21 protein-coding genes are annotated in these 15,247 nt (G+C 64.0%); 16 read left to right on the top strand and 5 right to left on the bottom strand.

Features of this window, described 5'->3' with window-relative positions; all coding sequences use genetic code 11:
- Positions 1-326: 326 nt before the first annotated feature.
- From ACT6QU_RS05525 to ACT6QU_RS05535, 3 genes are all read right to left on the bottom strand, one after another.
- A complete protein-coding gene (locus tag ACT6QU_RS05525; RefSeq protein WP_444564304.1) occupies positions 327-878 on the bottom strand; it encodes a TIGR02281 family clan AA aspartic protease in 552 nt (183 codons plus the stop codon).
- A 103-nt stretch (positions 879-981) separates the two neighbouring features.
- Entirely contained in the window at positions 982-1,611 is a 630-nt protein-coding gene (gene upp / locus ACT6QU_RS05530; protein WP_024586792.1) for a uracil phosphoribosyltransferase, read from the bottom strand.
- Between the two features lie 84 nt (positions 1,612-1,695).
- The gene (locus ACT6QU_RS05535; protein WP_444564305.1) at positions 1,696-1,917 is read right to left on the bottom strand and encodes a DUF6356 family protein; all 222 of its coding nucleotides are present in this window, start codon (positions 1,915-1,917) and stop codon (positions 1,696-1,698) included.
- 102 nt (positions 1,918-2,019) lie between these two features.
- Here ACT6QU_RS05535 and ACT6QU_RS05540 point away from each other — a divergent pair, with 102 nt between their 5' ends.
- The 5 genes from ACT6QU_RS05540 (at position 2,020) to ACT6QU_RS05560 (ending at position 4,907) form a co-directional block, all read left to right on the top strand.
- The gene (locus tag ACT6QU_RS05540; RefSeq protein ID WP_444564306.1) at positions 2,020-2,490 is read left to right on the top strand and encodes an Lrp/AsnC family transcriptional regulator; all 471 of its coding nucleotides are present in this window, start codon (positions 2,020-2,022) and stop codon (positions 2,488-2,490) included.
- A 55-nt stretch (positions 2,491-2,545) separates the two neighbouring features.
- Positions 2,546-2,998, top strand: a complete 453-nt coding sequence (locus tag ACT6QU_RS05545) for a pyridoxamine 5'-phosphate oxidase family protein (RefSeq protein WP_444564307.1) — start codon at positions 2,546-2,548, stop codon at positions 2,996-2,998.
- A 32-nt stretch (positions 2,999-3,030) separates the two neighbouring features.
- On the top strand, positions 3,031-3,495 hold the full coding sequence (dut, locus tag ACT6QU_RS05550) for a dUTP diphosphatase (RefSeq protein WP_444564308.1): 465 nt from the start codon (positions 3,031-3,033) through the stop codon (positions 3,493-3,495).
- 106 nt (positions 3,496-3,601) lie between these two features.
- A complete protein-coding gene (locus tag ACT6QU_RS05555) occupies positions 3,602-4,165 on the top strand; it encodes a type 1 glutamine amidotransferase domain-containing protein (RefSeq protein ID WP_444564309.1) in 564 nt (187 codons plus the stop codon).
- A gap of 127 nt (positions 4,166-4,292) precedes the next feature.
- Complete coding sequence (locus tag ACT6QU_RS05560; protein WP_444564310.1) at positions 4,293-4,907, top strand: LysE family translocator; 615 nt, start codon at positions 4,293-4,295, stop codon at positions 4,905-4,907.
- Between the two features lie 7 nt (positions 4,908-4,914).
- Here the strand turns inward: ACT6QU_RS05560 and ACT6QU_RS05565 are convergent, their stop codons facing one another.
- Positions 4,915-5,055, bottom strand: coding sequence for a hypothetical protein (locus ACT6QU_RS05565; protein WP_173401401.1), 141 nt, complete (start codon positions 5,053-5,055; stop codon positions 4,915-4,917).
- Positions 5,056-5,373: 318 nt separating this feature from the next.
- Between ACT6QU_RS05565 and ACT6QU_RS05570 the strand changes: the two genes are divergently transcribed.
- The 4 genes from ACT6QU_RS05570 to ACT6QU_RS05585 all read left to right on the top strand — a co-directional run bounded on the left by ACT6QU_RS05570 (position 5,374) and on the right by ACT6QU_RS05585 (position 8,809).
- Positions 5,374-5,883: a YciE/YciF ferroxidase family protein gene (locus tag ACT6QU_RS05570; protein ID WP_444564311.1), complete on the top strand. Its 510-nt coding sequence runs from the start codon at positions 5,374-5,376 to the stop codon at positions 5,881-5,883.
- A gap of 239 nt (positions 5,884-6,122) precedes the next feature.
- Positions 6,123-6,587, top strand: a complete 465-nt coding sequence (locus ACT6QU_RS05575; protein ID WP_444564312.1) for a CYTH domain-containing protein — start codon at positions 6,123-6,125, stop codon at positions 6,585-6,587.
- Complete coding sequence (locus tag ACT6QU_RS05580) at positions 6,584-7,528, top strand: CHAD domain-containing protein (RefSeq protein ID WP_444564313.1); 945 nt, start codon at positions 6,584-6,586, stop codon at positions 7,526-7,528. Before ACT6QU_RS05575 ends, ACT6QU_RS05580 begins: the two co-directional genes overlap by 4 nt.
- A gap of 207 nt (positions 7,529-7,735) precedes the next feature.
- Positions 7,736-8,809, top strand: coding sequence for a GGDEF domain-containing protein (locus ACT6QU_RS05585; RefSeq protein ID WP_444564314.1), 1,074 nt, complete (start codon positions 7,736-7,738; stop codon positions 8,807-8,809).
- Here the strand turns inward: ACT6QU_RS05585 and nth are convergent, their stop codons facing one another.
- A complete protein-coding gene (nth, locus tag ACT6QU_RS05590; RefSeq protein ID WP_444564315.1) occupies positions 8,810-9,595 on the bottom strand; it encodes an endonuclease III in 786 nt (261 codons plus the stop codon). It abuts the gene before it with no gap.
- Positions 9,596-9,617: 22 nt separating this feature from the next.
- On the opposite strand from nth, the gene ACT6QU_RS05595 reads away from it, so the two are divergent.
- The 7 genes from ACT6QU_RS05595 to ACT6QU_RS05625 all read left to right on the top strand — a co-directional run bounded on the left by ACT6QU_RS05595 (position 9,618) and on the right by ACT6QU_RS05625 (position 15,215).
- Positions 9,618-10,103, top strand: a complete 486-nt coding sequence (locus ACT6QU_RS05595) for a DUF2244 domain-containing protein (RefSeq protein ID WP_444564316.1) — start codon at positions 9,618-9,620, stop codon at positions 10,101-10,103.
- A gap of 48 nt (positions 10,104-10,151) precedes the next feature.
- The gene (locus ACT6QU_RS05600; RefSeq protein ID WP_444564317.1) at positions 10,152-10,493 is read left to right on the top strand and encodes a type II toxin-antitoxin system RelE/ParE family toxin; all 342 of its coding nucleotides are present in this window, start codon (positions 10,152-10,154) and stop codon (positions 10,491-10,493) included.
- Positions 10,490-10,771 (top strand): helix-turn-helix domain-containing protein, encoded by a 282-nt coding sequence (locus ACT6QU_RS05605; protein ID WP_444564318.1) that lies wholly within the window; start codon positions 10,490-10,492, stop codon positions 10,769-10,771. Before ACT6QU_RS05600 ends, ACT6QU_RS05605 begins: the two co-directional genes overlap by 4 nt.
- A 71-nt stretch (positions 10,772-10,842) precedes the next feature.
- Positions 10,843-11,721, top strand: coding sequence for a methylated-DNA--[protein]-cysteine S-methyltransferase (locus ACT6QU_RS05610; RefSeq protein ID WP_444564319.1), 879 nt, complete (start codon positions 10,843-10,845; stop codon positions 11,719-11,721).
- 132 nt (positions 11,722-11,853) lie between these two features.
- Positions 11,854-12,750: a ribokinase gene (locus tag ACT6QU_RS05615; protein ID WP_444564320.1), complete on the top strand. Its 897-nt coding sequence runs from the start codon at positions 11,854-11,856 to the stop codon at positions 12,748-12,750.
- A gap of 51 nt (positions 12,751-12,801) precedes the next feature.
- Entirely contained in the window at positions 12,802-14,388 is a 1,587-nt protein-coding gene (locus ACT6QU_RS05620; protein ID WP_444564321.1) for a peptide chain release factor 3, read from the top strand.
- A gap of 167 nt (positions 14,389-14,555) precedes the next feature.
- On the top strand, positions 14,556-15,215 hold the full coding sequence (locus ACT6QU_RS05625) for a peroxiredoxin (protein ID WP_444564322.1): 660 nt from the start codon (positions 14,556-14,558) through the stop codon (positions 15,213-15,215).
- Positions 15,216-15,247: the final 32 nt, after the last annotated feature.

A 15,247-nucleotide genomic window follows, 5' to 3' on the forward strand; every position in this document is an offset into this window, starting at 1 on the left:
TACCACTTCACCTCGCCCGCCAGGCGCTCCAACATCGCATTGTGGCCGACCCTGGCCGATATCCACCCATCGCCAAAACCAAGCTGACCGCTCATCAAACCGCCTCCAAACCAAGACGACTGAATCACAAACAACCAATTTTGCAACGATCCCCCTTGTGGGGAGGGAGACGTGAGCGTCGCGCCCTCTCTTCAATCCAGGTGCAGCGTTGTCGAACAATCGCTACGCTGACGGCCTCCCTCCCCCCTTGTGGGAAGGGATATAGAGTGGGGGTCTCATGACCACCGCATGCGGTGGTCATGAACTTCAAACAAAACCTCACGCCCTTACTGCTCCAGCAGCAACCGTCCGTTCTCCACCCCAAACCTGCGCAGCCCGTTGAGAAAACTCATCCCGATCAGCGTCCCCGACAACGCCTCGTCGTCAAGCACCATGGCCTGGACGTCGCGCACGACGATGCCGCCGATTTCCAGCCGGGACAGCGTGGCGGCCGCGGCATGGATGGTGCCGTTGGCGGTGTTGACCGGGTGCTTGAAATCAGCGGTCGAGACGCTCACGCCGATCCGCCGCGCAGTTGTCGTGTTGATTGCGACGACGCTGGCGCCGGTGTCGATCATGGCTTCGACGGTGCGGCCGTTCAGGCGGAAGTCGCCGATGAAGTGACCACGGCCGTCGGGTTCGAGGCGTACGCGGCGTCCGGTCGCGGTCGCCGGCGGGTGCGCCAGCATAGAGATCGTCGGCGGTGCGTCCGCTTCACCGCGCCCGAGCCCGGCTTGCGCCAGTCCCGGCAACAGGTCCGGATTGGCGTCGTGGATGGCGGGGACGGCGATCGCGGCCGCGACGACAGCCGCTCCGACGAGCATGAGATTGCGAAGCATGGGCCACTCCGGCACGGAACTGGCCCAAACTACCGCGCAGGAACCTCCCGCGCGCTTAACGCCGCGCGCTACATGGGCGAAGCGTTAAGCGGCGGTTAAGAGCCTACTTCGTGCCGTACATGCGGTCGCCCGCATCGCCGAGGCCCGGCACGATATAGCCCTTCTCGTTCAGCTTCTCGTCGATCGAGGCGGTGACGACCGGCACGTCGGGATGGGCCTTGGTGAAGCGGTCGATGCCCTCGGGCGCGGCGAGAAGGCACAGGAAGCGCAGGTTGGTCGCGCCGCGTTCCTTGAGCTTGTCGACGGCCATGATCGCGGAATTGGCGGTGGCGAGCATCGGATCGACGACGATGACGAGCCGGTCGGCCAGATCGCTCGGGGCCTTGAAGAAATACTCGACCGCCTGCAGCGTCTCGTGGTCGCGATAGAGCCCGACATGCGCGACGCGGGCGGCGGGCACGAGGTCGAGCATGCCGTCGAGAAGGCCGTTTCCGGCGCGCAGGACCGAGGCGAAGACCAGCTTCTTGCCTTCCAGCGTCGGGGCCGTCATCGGCTGCATCGGCGTCTCGATCTCGCGCGTCGTCAGCTCGAGTTCGCGCGTCACCTCGTAGCAGAGAAGCAGCGAAATCTCGCGCAGGAGCCGCCGGAAGCTGGCGGTCGACGTCGCCTTGTCGCGCATGATGGTGAGCTTGTGCTGGACAAGCGGGTGGTCGACGACGGTCACGCCCTGCATGGTCTGTCTCTCCGGATAGCGTTCAAGCGGCTGATGCGAGGACGCATAACGCCTGGCGCGCGGGAGTCAAACCCTGATCTGGCGTCAGTGCGTGCCGGCGCGCTTCGAGGTGCGCTCGTAAAGCTCGCGCACGATGCGGCTGGCGGTCGTCTCGAAGGCAAAGGGCAGGACCGCGTGGATCAGCGCCGCGCCGGCCGCCATGCTGAGCCGCGAGGCGAACCAGGCGGCAAAGGCCATGTGGCCGAAATAGGTCTCGCCGACATTGGCCGGATGGTCGGTGAAGATGCGTGCGATGCGCGTGGTCATGTCTGATTCCCCGATTTGTGATGCACAGGATCGCACGGCAAGCGGCCTCGAATGTCCCAAAGATTCCTTGTGAAGGGTCGTATATTGGGACATCATCCCAATATGGCTTATCAAATCGATGAAATAGACCGGCGTATCGTCGCCGCCCTTCAGAGCGACGCATCGCTGTCGATCGACCAGTTGTCGGAAGAGGTCCATCTGTCGCGCAACGCCTGCTGGCGACGGGTGAAGCTGATGGAGGAGGAGGGTATCATCACCGGCCGCGTCGCGCTGGTCGATGCCGAGCGGCTCGGCTACGGGCTTTCAGTCTTCATCCTCGTGCGCACCACCCATCACGAGCCGGGCTGGCTCGACCGGTTTCGCAGCGCCGTCCAGTCGATCCCGGAAATCCAGGGCGTCTACCGCATGTCGGGCGATCTCGACTATGTGCTGCGCGCCCGCGTGCCGGACGTGAAGGCCTATGACCGGCTCTATCAGCGACTGATCGCCAAGGTGCCGCTGTCGGACGTTTCGGCCTCCTTCGTCATGGAAGAGATCAAGGAGACGATGATGCTGCCGCCGATTGTCCGATAGGGCTGGTGACACGTCCCTCGTTCGGGCGCATCATCGCTGGCCGGAGGGATTTGCGATGATCGTTCGACAGCTCGACCGGGAGAAATGTCTCGACATCGTCGCGAAGAACCGGCTTGGCCGGCTCGCCTGCGTCAGCGCCGGGTTGCCCTATGTCGTCCCGATCCACTATGCGCGGTCCGATGATCATCTCTATGCCTTCTCGATGCCGGGCCGGAAGATCGAGGCAATGCGGGCCGATGCCGGGGTCGCCATCCTCGTCGAGGAGATCGAAACGCCGCAGCACTGGCGCACGGTGATAGTGCGCGGCCGGTTCGAGGAACTGCCCGACCGGATCGGCTTCAAGCGCCTGCGCGATCAGGCGTGGCAGTTGCTCAGCCGTCATGCAGCGTGGTGGGAGCCGGGTGCGTACAAGCCCGTCGCGCCGGCGCTCGCCTTCAAGTCCGAACAGGTCTTCTTCCGCATTTCCATCGACGAGATATCGGGTAGGGAATCGATCGACGACGATTGACGCGCCGCGCGCGACGGGGAATAGAGGCCGCCATGACCAGCGCCACCTCCCCCACCATCGGTTTCCAGCGTCTTCCCCACGGCGAAGGGCTCGATCTTCCCTCCTATGCGAGCGAGGAGGCGGCGGGCATGGATGTCCGCGCCGCCGTTCCGGCCGATCGCGAAATGCTCGTCCTGCCCGGGCGGCGCGTTCTGGTTCCGACAGGCTTCGTCATGGAAATCCCGGCCGGATACGAGGTGCAGGTGCGCCCGCGCTCCGGGCTGGCGCTGAAGCACGGCATCACCTGCCTCAACACGCCCGGCACCATCGACAGCGACTACCGCGGCGAGGTGAAGGTGCTGCTGGTCAATCTGGGCGACGAGGAGTTTGCGGTGACGCGCGGAATGCGCATCGCGCAACTCGTCGTGGCGCCGGTCGTGCGCCCGCGCCTGGAAGAGCGCTCGCATCTCGGTGAGACGGCGCGCGCGACGGGCGGCTTCGGCTCGACCGGGACCTGAAACAATTCGTGTCGGCACCGGCAAGATCATGGTGAACAAAAGCTGATGCTCCACGTTTGGATGCAGCGCCCGTTCGGGACGCGCATTCAAGTTAAGGAGACGCACCATGCCGGCTATCGGTCAATCGAAGATCATGATCCTCGCCACCGACGGTTTCGAGCAGTCGGAACTGGAGGTTCCGCTGCAGAAATTGAAAGAGGCCGGCGCGAAAGTCGAAATCGTCTCGCTCGAAGCGGGCGAGATTACCGGCTGGGACAAGGACGACTGGGGCAAGGCCGTCCCGGTCGACAAGGTGCTCGCCGACGCCTCCGCTTCGGATTATGACGCGCTCGTCCTGCCGGGCGGCCAGATCAACCCCGACCTGCTGCGGGTCGAGGAAAAGGCGGTCTCGTTCGTCAAGGCGTTCGACAAGACCGGCAAGCCGCTCGCGGCCATCTGCCACGCGCCCTGGCTCCTGATCGAGGCCGGGCTCGTCGAGGGCCGCAAGGCGACGTCCTACAAGTCGATCAAGACCGACATGATCAACGCCGGAGCGCGGTGGGAGGATTCCACCACCGTTCGCGACGGCAATTTGATCACGGCACGAAATCCCGGAGATCTGGACGCCTTCTGCGCCGCCATCATCGAGGCGGTGGAAGGTGGTTCGGCACAGCGTTCGGCTGCCGAGTAGCGGATCAGTCTCGCGGCCGGGCAAGCGGCGCTGGCGCCTTCGTGGCTGCCGCGCCGCTTCTTTTTTGCGGGCTTCTCGTTGGTCGCGCCTTGTGTCATAAGGCGCCGTTTCCAGCGGATTTCGGCTCATGACACTCGCAGGCTTCGTCGCCTACAGCGCCGCCCTCGCCATTGCCGCGGCCATTCCCGGTCCCGGCATCATCGCGCTCGTTGCGCGCGCGCTGGGCTCCGGCGTCCGCTCCACCGTGCCGATGGCGATGGGTCTGGCGGTTGGCGACATCGTCTATCTGGCGGCGGCCGTCATGGGCCTCGCCTTCGTCGCCCAGACGTTCGGCACGGCCTTTCTCGTCGTCAAATATGCCGGCATCGCCTACCTGCTCTATCTCGCCTTCAAGCTTTGGAATGCCGGTCTTTCGGCGGAGCGCGTTGAGGCCAGGCGAGCGGAGGGCTTTGCGGCTTCCTTCCTGAGCGGGCTCGTGGTCACGCTCGGCAATCCCAAGGTGATGGTGTTCTATCTGGCGCTGCTGCCCACCATCCTCGATTTGCGGACGGTCTCCGCCGGCGATTTCCTGGTGCTCGCCGGTCTGACCTTCGCGATCCTGATGGTGGTGCTTTTGCCCTATGTGGCGCTTGCTGCGCGGGCTCGGGGCCTGTTGTCGACGCCGCATGCACTCAGGCGGCTGAACCGCACCGCTGCGGCCATCATGGTCGGCGCGGCGGCTGCGATCGCCACACGCACCTGATCATCAATCAGCGCATGACCGCACTGCCGCCACGGCGCGCGCAGGCCGGGCCGGGGCCACGCATGTAATGGCGCTCGGGCCGATAGGTCGGCAGCAGAAACTCGCGCAGCGCGCGGGGAAGATTGTTGAGGCGAGCCCAGATACGCATGACCCAAAATCCCTGACCAGTCGGTTGTCCCTTCCGAATGGCTCCAAAATAGCGAAATCAGATGAATTTCCGATGAATCGAAAATTAATTCATGCGGCATTTCTGCCCTCAAGAATGGCGGAAATGCGCGGGTTTGGTGGCGCATTTGCGCCACAATTCGGCTTCGGCTTGAGTGTTGCGTAAATGCCACGGTTTCAGAAGGCCTGAAACATTCGATCACGATCGGCATCGTTTCGGAACATGCCCCTGAAACCGGCGTTGGATCAGCATCAGGCACGGGCAATCCCGCCACCAATCGAGACGAGGAAGGACCGACGAATGGGTCTCTTTTCGAAAGACATCAAGACGATGGACGATCTCTTCGTCCATACCTTGCGCGACATCTACTATGCCGAAAAGCAGATCGTGAAAAATCTGCCCAAGATGATCGAGAAGGCGACGAGCCCCGAGCTGCGCAGGGGCTTCGAAACGCATCTGCGCGAGACGGAAGGCCACGTTTCGCGGCTCGAGCGCGTGTTCGAGCTTCACGGCGTCGAGGCGAAGGGCGTAAACTGCCCCGCGATCGACGGCATCCTCAAGGAAGCCGACGAGATCGCCGGCGAGGTCGAGGACAAGCAGGTGCTGGATGCCGCGCTCGTCGCTGCCGCACAGGCCGTCGAGCACTATGAGATGACGCGCTACGGAACGCTGATCGCCTGGGCGAACAAGCTTGGGCGCAGCGATTGCGCAGCGATCCTCCAACAGACGCTCGATGAGGAAAAGGCCACCGACAAGAAGCTGACCGAACTCGCCGAACGCGGCGGCGTCAATCTGGCGGCTGCCGAATAGGTCAAATCTCAGGCAGCAACGTCATTCGCCGCGCCGGTATCCCGCGCAGGGTGCTTGGGCCGTTGCGGTGCTGCCGGGGTGACGGGCATTTCGTCCATCACCCGCCTGACGGCAGATCAACCCTTCTCCCTCGCCCCGGGCGGTCAGCGGGATAGCGGGGAGCGGAATTTGGTGGCCCGGCTTCGCGGCGAAGCCGGGCCACACTTGCCTTGATGGCGGCAGGTTTCATATGAAGCGCGATGGCCATCGAGATCGAACGCAAGTTTTTGCTCGCTTCGGACACCTGGCGCCGCCACGCGGTCTCCGTCCAGGCGTTGCGTCAGGGATATGTCTGCAGCGCCCCTGATCGGTCGGTTCGTGTGCGCATATCTGGCCTGGATGCGTGGCTGACGCTCAAATTCGGCCCTGCGGGACCGGCGCGCGAAGAGTTCGAGTACGCGATCCCGCTCGCCGACGCCGAGGCGATCCTCGCTCATGCGGCCGACACGATCGACAAGCAGCGCCATATCGTGCCGTGGCAGGGCCTCACCTTCGAGATCGACGAGTTTCACGGCCGGCTGGCGGGACTGGTGATCGCCGAACTGGAGACCGAGCGCGTCCATGACGGGCCGCTTCCTGACTGGATCGGACGAGAGGTCACCGACGACCCGCGCTACTACAATGCCGTTCTCGTGCGCGACGGCTTGCCGGAAGGTCGGCAATGACGCGCCGCCGGATCGACCCGCAGCGGCCGCTCGCCGAGGAAGCGCGGCGTCTCCTGCAAAATGACCTGGCCGCGATCGCCGCGGGACTTGCCCATGCGCGCGAGCACCGCGACGAAGGCCTTCACGACGCACGCAAGGCGATCAAGAAGGCACGCGCGCTGCTCAAGCTCCTTCGCACTGCCGACGAGCCGTTCTACGCCGTTGAAAATGCGCGCCTGCGCGACCTCTCCCGCTCATTCGCCGACGCTCGCAATGCAGCGTCTCTGGTCGAGGCGGTCGAGCGGCTCCGGGCCGCGTATCCCGATCACGCGAAGGCGCTCATCGCCCTGAAGGCGCGGCTCGAAATGCGGCGCGACGCGCATGTCATCGATGGCGATGTGCTTGGTGGGCGCATCGAAGAGGGGCTCGAACGCGTCGAGCAAATGCGTCTCGACATGGATCGCTGGCAATTGCCGGCCGAACCCGACGCGGCTGCGGCCGTTCTCGCTGCGGGCGTGAAGGCCAATTTGCGACGGGCGCAGCGGGCGCTGAAAAGAGCCGAGGCGCAGACGCAGGACGAGGATTTTCACGACCTGCGAAAAGCCGTGAAGGCCCATTGGACGCAGCTTGGGCTCCTGCGCGAGCTGTGGCCGCAACGGGTAAAGAAAAAGCGGGCGCGTCTTGAGGAACTCGGCGAGAGACTGGGCGAGCACAACGACCTCGCTGCACTCGTCCTGCTTTTTCGTTCACGGGAACTTGATCTGACCACGTCTCGCTTGAAGCGCCTTCGCAGAATTTCGGCAAAGACCAAGGCAGTTCTCGCACATTCGACCACCAAATCGGCTCGGCGTCTGGTCGGATCGCCTCCAAAACACCTCGAATCGGCATTTGTCGAACGACTTCAAGCTGATGGCGAGCTTGCCGCAGCGGCTGACAGCGCTCCTTTTGGGCGCCCCATGTGAGAAATGCTCTTGCCTCGACTCCAGCTTTGTCACTAAAAGACCGCGGGGATTCAGGGGTCTTCAAGAAGGCATCAGCCCTTTGCCAGACTTCCATGCCGATTAACGGACCGTTCAATGACGTTACGTTAGTCTAGCGAAAGGCGAGACTTAGGGTCCGCCCGCTGACCGCGCTTTGCGTGGGAGGTGGCATTTGGGGGTCACGTACGAATGCAGCTTTCGGAAATGCCCGAGCCGCTTGCGGCCGATATTGGCGCAAACGTGCTCGCACGGCTGCGCCAGATGCATTTGGAAGCGCTCCCCAGAAACTATGAAGTCGTCTACGAGGCTCTGAGCGGCGCCAATCCGGCACTGGTGGAAGCGATTGCCGCAATCGGCCAGACACCGGGTCAGGACGCTTTCGACCGCATGGCCGAGCGGTGCCTTGGCCGCGGGCGCGGCGACAGGATCATCGAGACGGCGCATGCCTCGATGAGCCTCAAGCTCGACGAAATCCTGCTGCTGCTCCGGAGCGAACGGTCGTCGCGCGAGAAATACGGCGAGATCCTCGACGTGACGTCGCAGGGCCTGCGCGCGCGCAGCACGGTTTCCCAGGACTTTCTGCAGAAGGTCGCCAACGTCATGTCGAGCGCGACCGATACGGCGCTCGACAGTACACGCCGGGTCGCCTCCACGATGCAGGACAAGTCGAGCGAACTGGAGGCGGTGAAGGCCGAACTCGAGGAATACAAGAAGCTGTCCGAGACCGACGCGCTGACCGGGCTGGCCAATCGCCGCGCCTTCGACCGCGCGATGGAAGGGATTTATGTCGACCGCCGCGAGGCGATGTTCGGCGCGCTCGTCCTGGCCGACATCGACCGGTTCAAGCCGGTCAACGACAAGCACGGTCACCCGATCGGCGACCGCATCCTGCAGATCGTCGCCTCGGTCTTCAAGGCCTCCATGTCGACCAACGTGACGGCCGCACGCACCGGCGGCGAGGAATTCGGCGTCATCGTAACCGGCATGAGCGAAAAGGCGGTCATGGACCTGGCCGAGGAAATCCGCGCAACGGTCGAGCAGACTCCCTTCGTCAACGCCAAGACGGGAACCGACTACGGGCCGATCACCGTCTCCTTCGGCGTCTGCATGGCCTCCGAAGCCAAGGGGCCGGACGAACTCTACCGCAAGGCCGATCGGGCGCTCTACGCCTCGAAGAATGGCGGTCGCAACCGCGTCACGACCCATTCCGACCTGAAGGACGGCAAGTTCACCAAGGGCTGGAAGCTCTACAGCTCGAACTGATCAGACGGACGCCTCTTCCAGCGGCTCGATCGGGACCAGCGGCGCGGGCACGGATGTCGTCTTTTCCGCCGACTTGCAGATATCGGCGATCAGGCAGGCCGGACAGTCCGGCTTTCGTGCCTTGCACACATAGCGTCCGTGCAGGATCAGCCAGTGATGGGCGTGGCGCATGTATTCGTCCGGAATGATGCGGACGAGAATGTCTTCCACTTCGTCGGGCGTCTTGCCCGGCGCAAGCCCGATCCGGTTTCCGATCCGCAATATGTGCGTGTCGACCGCCATGGTCGGCTGGCCGAACGCCATGTTGAGCACGACATTTGCCGTCTTGCGCCCGACGCCCGGCAGCTTCACCAGTTCGTCGCGGTCGCCCGGCACCTCCCCGCCATGCTCGCGGATCAGCGCCTCCGAGAGCGCGATGACGTTCTTCGCCTTGTTGCGCCACAGCCCTATCGTCTTGATATGTTCGCCGACCTTCGCCTCACCGAGCGCCAGCATCTTTTGCGGCGTTTCCGCGATGGCGAAAAGCGCCCGCGTCGCCTTGTTGACGCCGGCATCCGTCGCCTGCGCCGAAAGCACGACCGCGACCAGCAGCGTGAACGCATTGACGTGCTCCAGTTCGCCCTGCGGCTCGGGCCGCTGGACATGGAAGCGGCGGAAAATCTCGGAGATCTCCGCCCGCGTGTAGCGCGTGCGCCGGGCAGGCGTCTTCGCCTTGCGTTTCGCAGCGTCGCGCAGATTTGAACGGGCGGCCGCCGGAACGGCGTTTTTCGTCTTGGGCTTTTCCATGCGGCTTCTATAGATTTGAGGGATGGCCGACACAAATGCCGAAGACGCGCCGATCTTCAAGGCGCTTTTGACGCCGCACCGCTCGCTCGGGCGCACGGGCTTCTTCGTCCTGATGGGCCTGCTCGTCGCCATCTGGATCGGCATGGGCGGGATGTTTCTGTCGATGGGCGCCTGGCCGGTCTTCGGTTTCTTCGGCCTCGACGTCCTGCTGATCTATCTCGCTTTCCGCGCCAGCTACCGCTCCGGCCGTGCCCGCGAGGAGGTCGCCGTCTCGCGCACCCGCCTCGACATCCGCAAGGTCGCGCCGTCCGGCCGCGCGGAAGCGCACGCGTTCAACCCGTTCTGGACCAAATTCCGCATCGCCCGCCACGACGAGATCGGGATCACCGACATGACGGTGGAAGGCGAAGGCCGGCGCGTGGCCATCGGCGCGTTCCTCAACCCCGACGACCGCGAGAGCTTTGCGGCGGCATTCGGCCAGGCGCTGGCGACGGCGAAGATGCGGTAGAGCTGCGAGACGTTGCGATAAATACAAAAACTTGTATATTGTGCGTGCATGACTCCACGCGCGAGAACCGTCACATTCATTGGAAGCGCGCTCGACGATTTGAGAGCGTTTCCGTCGACAGTACGGCGCGATGCAGGCTACCAATTGGACAGGGTGCAGCAGGGTCTTGACCCCATCGACTGGAAGCTGATGACGACGATCGGCCGAGGCGTAGGCGAGATTCGTCTCAGGGATGAAGCCGGTGCGTTCCGGATCGTCTACGTCGCAAAGCTTCAGGGTTCCGTTTTCGTCCTGCATTGTTTCCAGAAGAAGTCACAAGCTACCGACAAGCCGGACATCGATCTTGCAACGAAGCGGTATCGAGACCTCCTGAAGGAGATTGAGCGATGACGAAGGAAAGCTTCACAAGCGTTTGGGACGCGATCGAGGACACGCCGGTCGAGGCCGAGAACATGAAGCTGCGCTCGGCGCTGATGATGTCCCTCGAGCAGCATATCCGAGCGGAAGGTTGGACGCAGGCCGAGGCTGGACAACGCCTGGGTGTCACGCAGCCGCGCATTTCCGATCTGCTCCGCGGCAAGGTTGGCCTGTTCGGACTGGACACGCTCGTCAACATGGCGGTGGCCGCGGGCCTGCACGTCGAATTGAGGATCGAGAAGGCAGCCTGAGCGACCGTCAAGAATCGGGTGGCGGCGACCCTTCCGGCGCGCGATATTCGCGGCATCAGGAGATCATCGCCATGAATGCCCACAGCGCCGTGCTTCAAAAGGACATCACGCCGGAAGGCTCCGACTACGATACCGTCCGGCGCGTCATCGAGAAGATCAGCCTCGATTTCCGCGACCAGCCCTCGCTCCATGAATTGGCGGCCGAGGTCGGCGAGACGCCGATGGGGCTGCAGAAGCTCTTCACCCGCTGGGCCGGCCTGTCGCCCAAGGCCTTCCTGCAGGCCGTCACGCTCAATCACGCCCGCCGCCTGCTCGACGAGGGCCTGCCGCTGCTCGAAGCCTCGATGGAGGTCGGAATGTCTGGTCCCGGCCGCCTGCACGATCTCTTCGTCACCCATGAGGCGATGTCGCCGGGCGACTACAAGACGCGCGGCGCGGGCCTGACGATCCGCTACGGCTGGCACCTCTCGCCCTTCGGCGTGGCGCTGGTCATGGTCACAGATCGCGGCCTTGCCGGTCTTTCGTTCAACGATGCCGGCGGCGAGCGCGAGGCGTTCGCCGACATGTCGAGCCGCTGGCCGAACGCAGCCTATGTCGAGGACATGAGCGCGACCGCGCCCTATGCCGCCCGCATCTTCGATCCGGCCCGCTGGCGCGAGGAGGAGCCGCTGCGCGTCGTCCTCATCGGCACCGATTTTCAGGTTCGCGTCTGGCAGGCACTGTTGAAAATCCCGATGCACAAGGCGAAGACCTATTCAGCCATCGCCGGCGAGATAGGTGCGCCGAAGGCGAGCCGCGCGGTGGGTGCGGCGATCGGTGCCAATCCGGTCTCCTTCGTGGTGCCGTGTCACCGCGCGCTCGGCAAGTCCGGTGCGCTGACGGGCTATCACTGGGGCCTGACGCGCAAGCGCGCGATCCTCGGCTGGGAGGCCGGGCAGGTGTCGACCTAGCATCGGACCGAAAAGTGGCCCCCGATTTTCGGCAGTTCCGATGCGCGCCAAGAATGACGATTTTGCTGCCCCTTGCAGCGAAAATCGACTAGAGGCGTTTCGCGAAGGGACATTGCGGAGGCCTCAAATTCCATGATCACGGTGATCGGCTCGATCAATCTCGACCTCGTTGCCAATGTCGGCCTCTTGCCACGCCCCGGCGAGACGGTTCCCGGCGACGGCTTCAAGACTTCGCCCGGCGGCAAGGGCGCCAATCAGGCGCTGGCCGTCAAGCGCGCCGGCGGCGAGGTCCGCATGGTCGGCGCGGTCGGGCAGGATGCCTTTGCCGACGAGGCGCTGGCGTGCCTGCGCGAGGGGCTGGTCGACCTGTCGGGCGTACGCGAATCCCATTCCACCACCGGCACGGCGACGATCCTCGTCGCCAAGGATGGGGAGAACATGATCGCGGTGGTGCCCGGTGCCAATGGCTCGCTTGTTCCCGGCGACATCAAGAACGTGCATCTGGAAAAGGGCGATTGGCTGCTCCTCCAGCACGAAATCCCGATGCGCACCGTCAAGGCTGCGCTGGAGGAGGCCAAGCGCGTCGGCGCGACCTCGATCCTCAACACGGCGCCATTCCGGCCCGAGGCGGCCGAGTTCCTGCAAATCGCCGACTACGTCGTCGCCAACGAGACCGAATTCGACGCCTATGCCGAACTCAGGGGCATTGGTGCCTCCGACCGCCGCGCGGCGATGCGCGAAATGGCCGACAAGACCGGCACGACCATCGTCGTCACGCTTGGCGCAGCCGGCGTCATGGCAGCCGTCCAGGGCGGCATGCTGGAAGCGCAGGGACTGAAGATCGAGCCGGTCGACACGGTGGGCGCAGGCGACACCTTCTGCGGTTACCTCGCCGCTTCGCTTGCCGAGGGCATGAAGTTGGAGGATGCGCTGCGCCGTGCTGCCGTCGCCGGTTCGCTTGCCTGCCTGAAACCCGGCGCCCAATCCGCGATCCCGCAGGCGAAGGATGTCCAGGAGGCGATGGGCTAGCGCTCGGGGCCGGGCTTTGTTAGAAGCCCGACAACGAACCGGATTCCTGACATGGCCGAGAAAATCGAAGAGGCGGTAGCGCGCCGCCGTACGTTTGCCATCATCGCGCACCCTGACGCGGGCAAGACGACGCTGACCGAAAAGCTCCTGCTTTTCGGTGGTGCGATTCAGCTCGCCGGTGAGGTCAAGGCGAAGAAGGACAAGATCCAGACCCGCTCGGACTGGATGAAGATCGAGCGTGAGCGCGGCATTTCGGTCGTCACTTCGGTGATGACGTTCGAATATGGCGACCACGTCTTCAACCTTCTCGACACGCCCGGCCATGAAGACTTCGCCGACGACACCTATCGCACTTTGTCCGCGGTCGACAGCGCCGTCATGGTCATCGACGCGGCCAAGGGCATCGAGCCGCGGACCTTGAAGCTTTTCGAAGTTTGCCGCCTGCGCGACATTCCAATCGTCACCTTCGTCAACAAGATGGACCGCGAGGCGCGCGATACGTTCGAGATTCTCGACGAGATCGAGGAAAAGCTGGCGCTCGACACTGCGCCGATCACCTGGCCGATCGGCAAGGGCAAGAACTTCGCCGGGACCTATCACCTTGCCGACAACGCCGTGCGTCATGGCGATGCCGATATGGAATGGTCGAAGGTCAATGGCCCCGATTCCAACCGCGTCGCCGGCAAGCTGCCGGAAAACGAGCGCGAGGCGTTCATCGAGGAACTAGACCTTGCCCGCGAGGCGTGCCGGCCGTTCGACGAAAACGCGTTCCGGGAAGGGCACCTCACACCGGTCTTCTTCGGCTCGGCGCTGCGCAACTTCGGCGTGCGCGACCTGATCGAGGCGCTCGGTGACTGGGCGCCTCCGCCGCGCGCGCAAGAGGCGGATTCCCGTCGTGTCGATGCGACCGAGCCGAAGATGACCTCGTTCGTCTTCAAGATCCAGGCGAACATGGACCCGAACCACCGCGATCGCATCGCGTTCGTTCGTGTGTGCTCGGGCACGCTGGAGCGAGGCATGAAGGCCAAGCTCGTGCGTACCGGCAAGCAGATGAGCCTCTCGGCCCCGCAATTCTTCTTTGCCAAGAGCCGTATCACCGCCGACGAGGCCTTCGCCGGCGACGTGGTCGGCATCCCCAACCACGGCACGCTGCGCATCGGCGACACGCTGACCGAGGGCGAGGAAATCCTCTTCCGCGGCGTCCCGAACTTCGCGCCCGAAATCCTGCGCCGCGTTCGCCTCGGCGATCCGATGAAGGCCAAGAAGCTGAAAGAGGCCCTCCAGCAGATGGCCGAAGAGGGTGTCGTGCAACTCTTCCTGCCGGAGGACGGCTCGCCCGCCATCGTCGGCGTGGTCGGCGCACTGCAGCTCGACGTCCTCAAGGAGCGCCTGTCGGCCGAATATTCGCTGCCCGTCGATTTCGAGATCGCCCGCTTTTCGGTCTGCCGCTGGATTGCGGCGGAGAAGGCGGAGCTGCAAAGGTTTATTGACGCGCATAAGGGCGACATCGCCCGCGATCTCGACGGAGACCCCGTCTTCCTCGCGCAACACGCCTTCGGCCTCAACTACGAGGCGGACCGCTGGAAGCAGGTCACGTTCGCGGCGATCAAGGACTATCAGGTTCGCGACGCGGCCTGATCGGCCGCCTGGAAATGATTTTCCAACTCTCAGCCGGTTTAGCGCGCCTCGTCGCGCCAAGCCGCTTTCGCGCAGCCGGATTTTGCTCGCTTGGCTCCGCCGTTGCGCTAGGATGTCGCCAACGCCATATGGCTTTTGAACGACAATCCGCGAAGGGAGAGACGACCATGAGCTTGCGCATCAACCAGACCGCGCCCGACTTCACCGCAGACACCACCAAGGGCCAGATCAACTTCCACGAGTGGATCGGCGACGGCTGGGCCGTCCTCTTCTCGCACCCGAAGAACTTCACGCCGGTCTGCACGACCGAACTCGGCACCATGGCCGGCATTGCGCCGGAGTTCGACAAGCGCGGCGTCAAGATCATCGGCATCTCGGTCGATCCTGTCGCCGACCACGGCAAGTGGAAGGAAGACATCAAGATCGCGACCGGCCATTCGGTCGACTATCCGCTGATCGGCGACAAGGATCTGAAGGTCGCCAAGCTCTACGACATGCTGCCGGACGATGCCGGCTCGTCGTCCGAAGGCCGCACGCCCGCCGACAACGCGACCGTCCGCTCGGTCTACGTCATCGGCCCGGACAAGAAGATCAAGCTGATCCTCACCTACCCGATGACGACCGGCCGCAACTTCGACGAGATCCTGCGCGCGATCGACTCCATGCAGTTGACCGCCAAGCACCAGGTCGCGACGCCGGCCAACTGGAAGCAGGGCGAAGACGTCATCATCACCGCCGCCGTCTCCAACGAAGACGCTAAGGCCCGCTTCGGCGACTACGAGACCGTGCTGCCCTATCTGCGCAAGACGAAGCAGCCCGGTGCCTGAGCCACATCCTTGAGTATTTGAAAGGCCGGCAG

This window comes from Aliihoeflea sp., assembly GCF_052435475.1.
Taxonomy (GTDB): domain Bacteria; phylum Pseudomonadota; class Alphaproteobacteria; order Rhizobiales; family Rhizobiaceae; genus Aliihoeflea.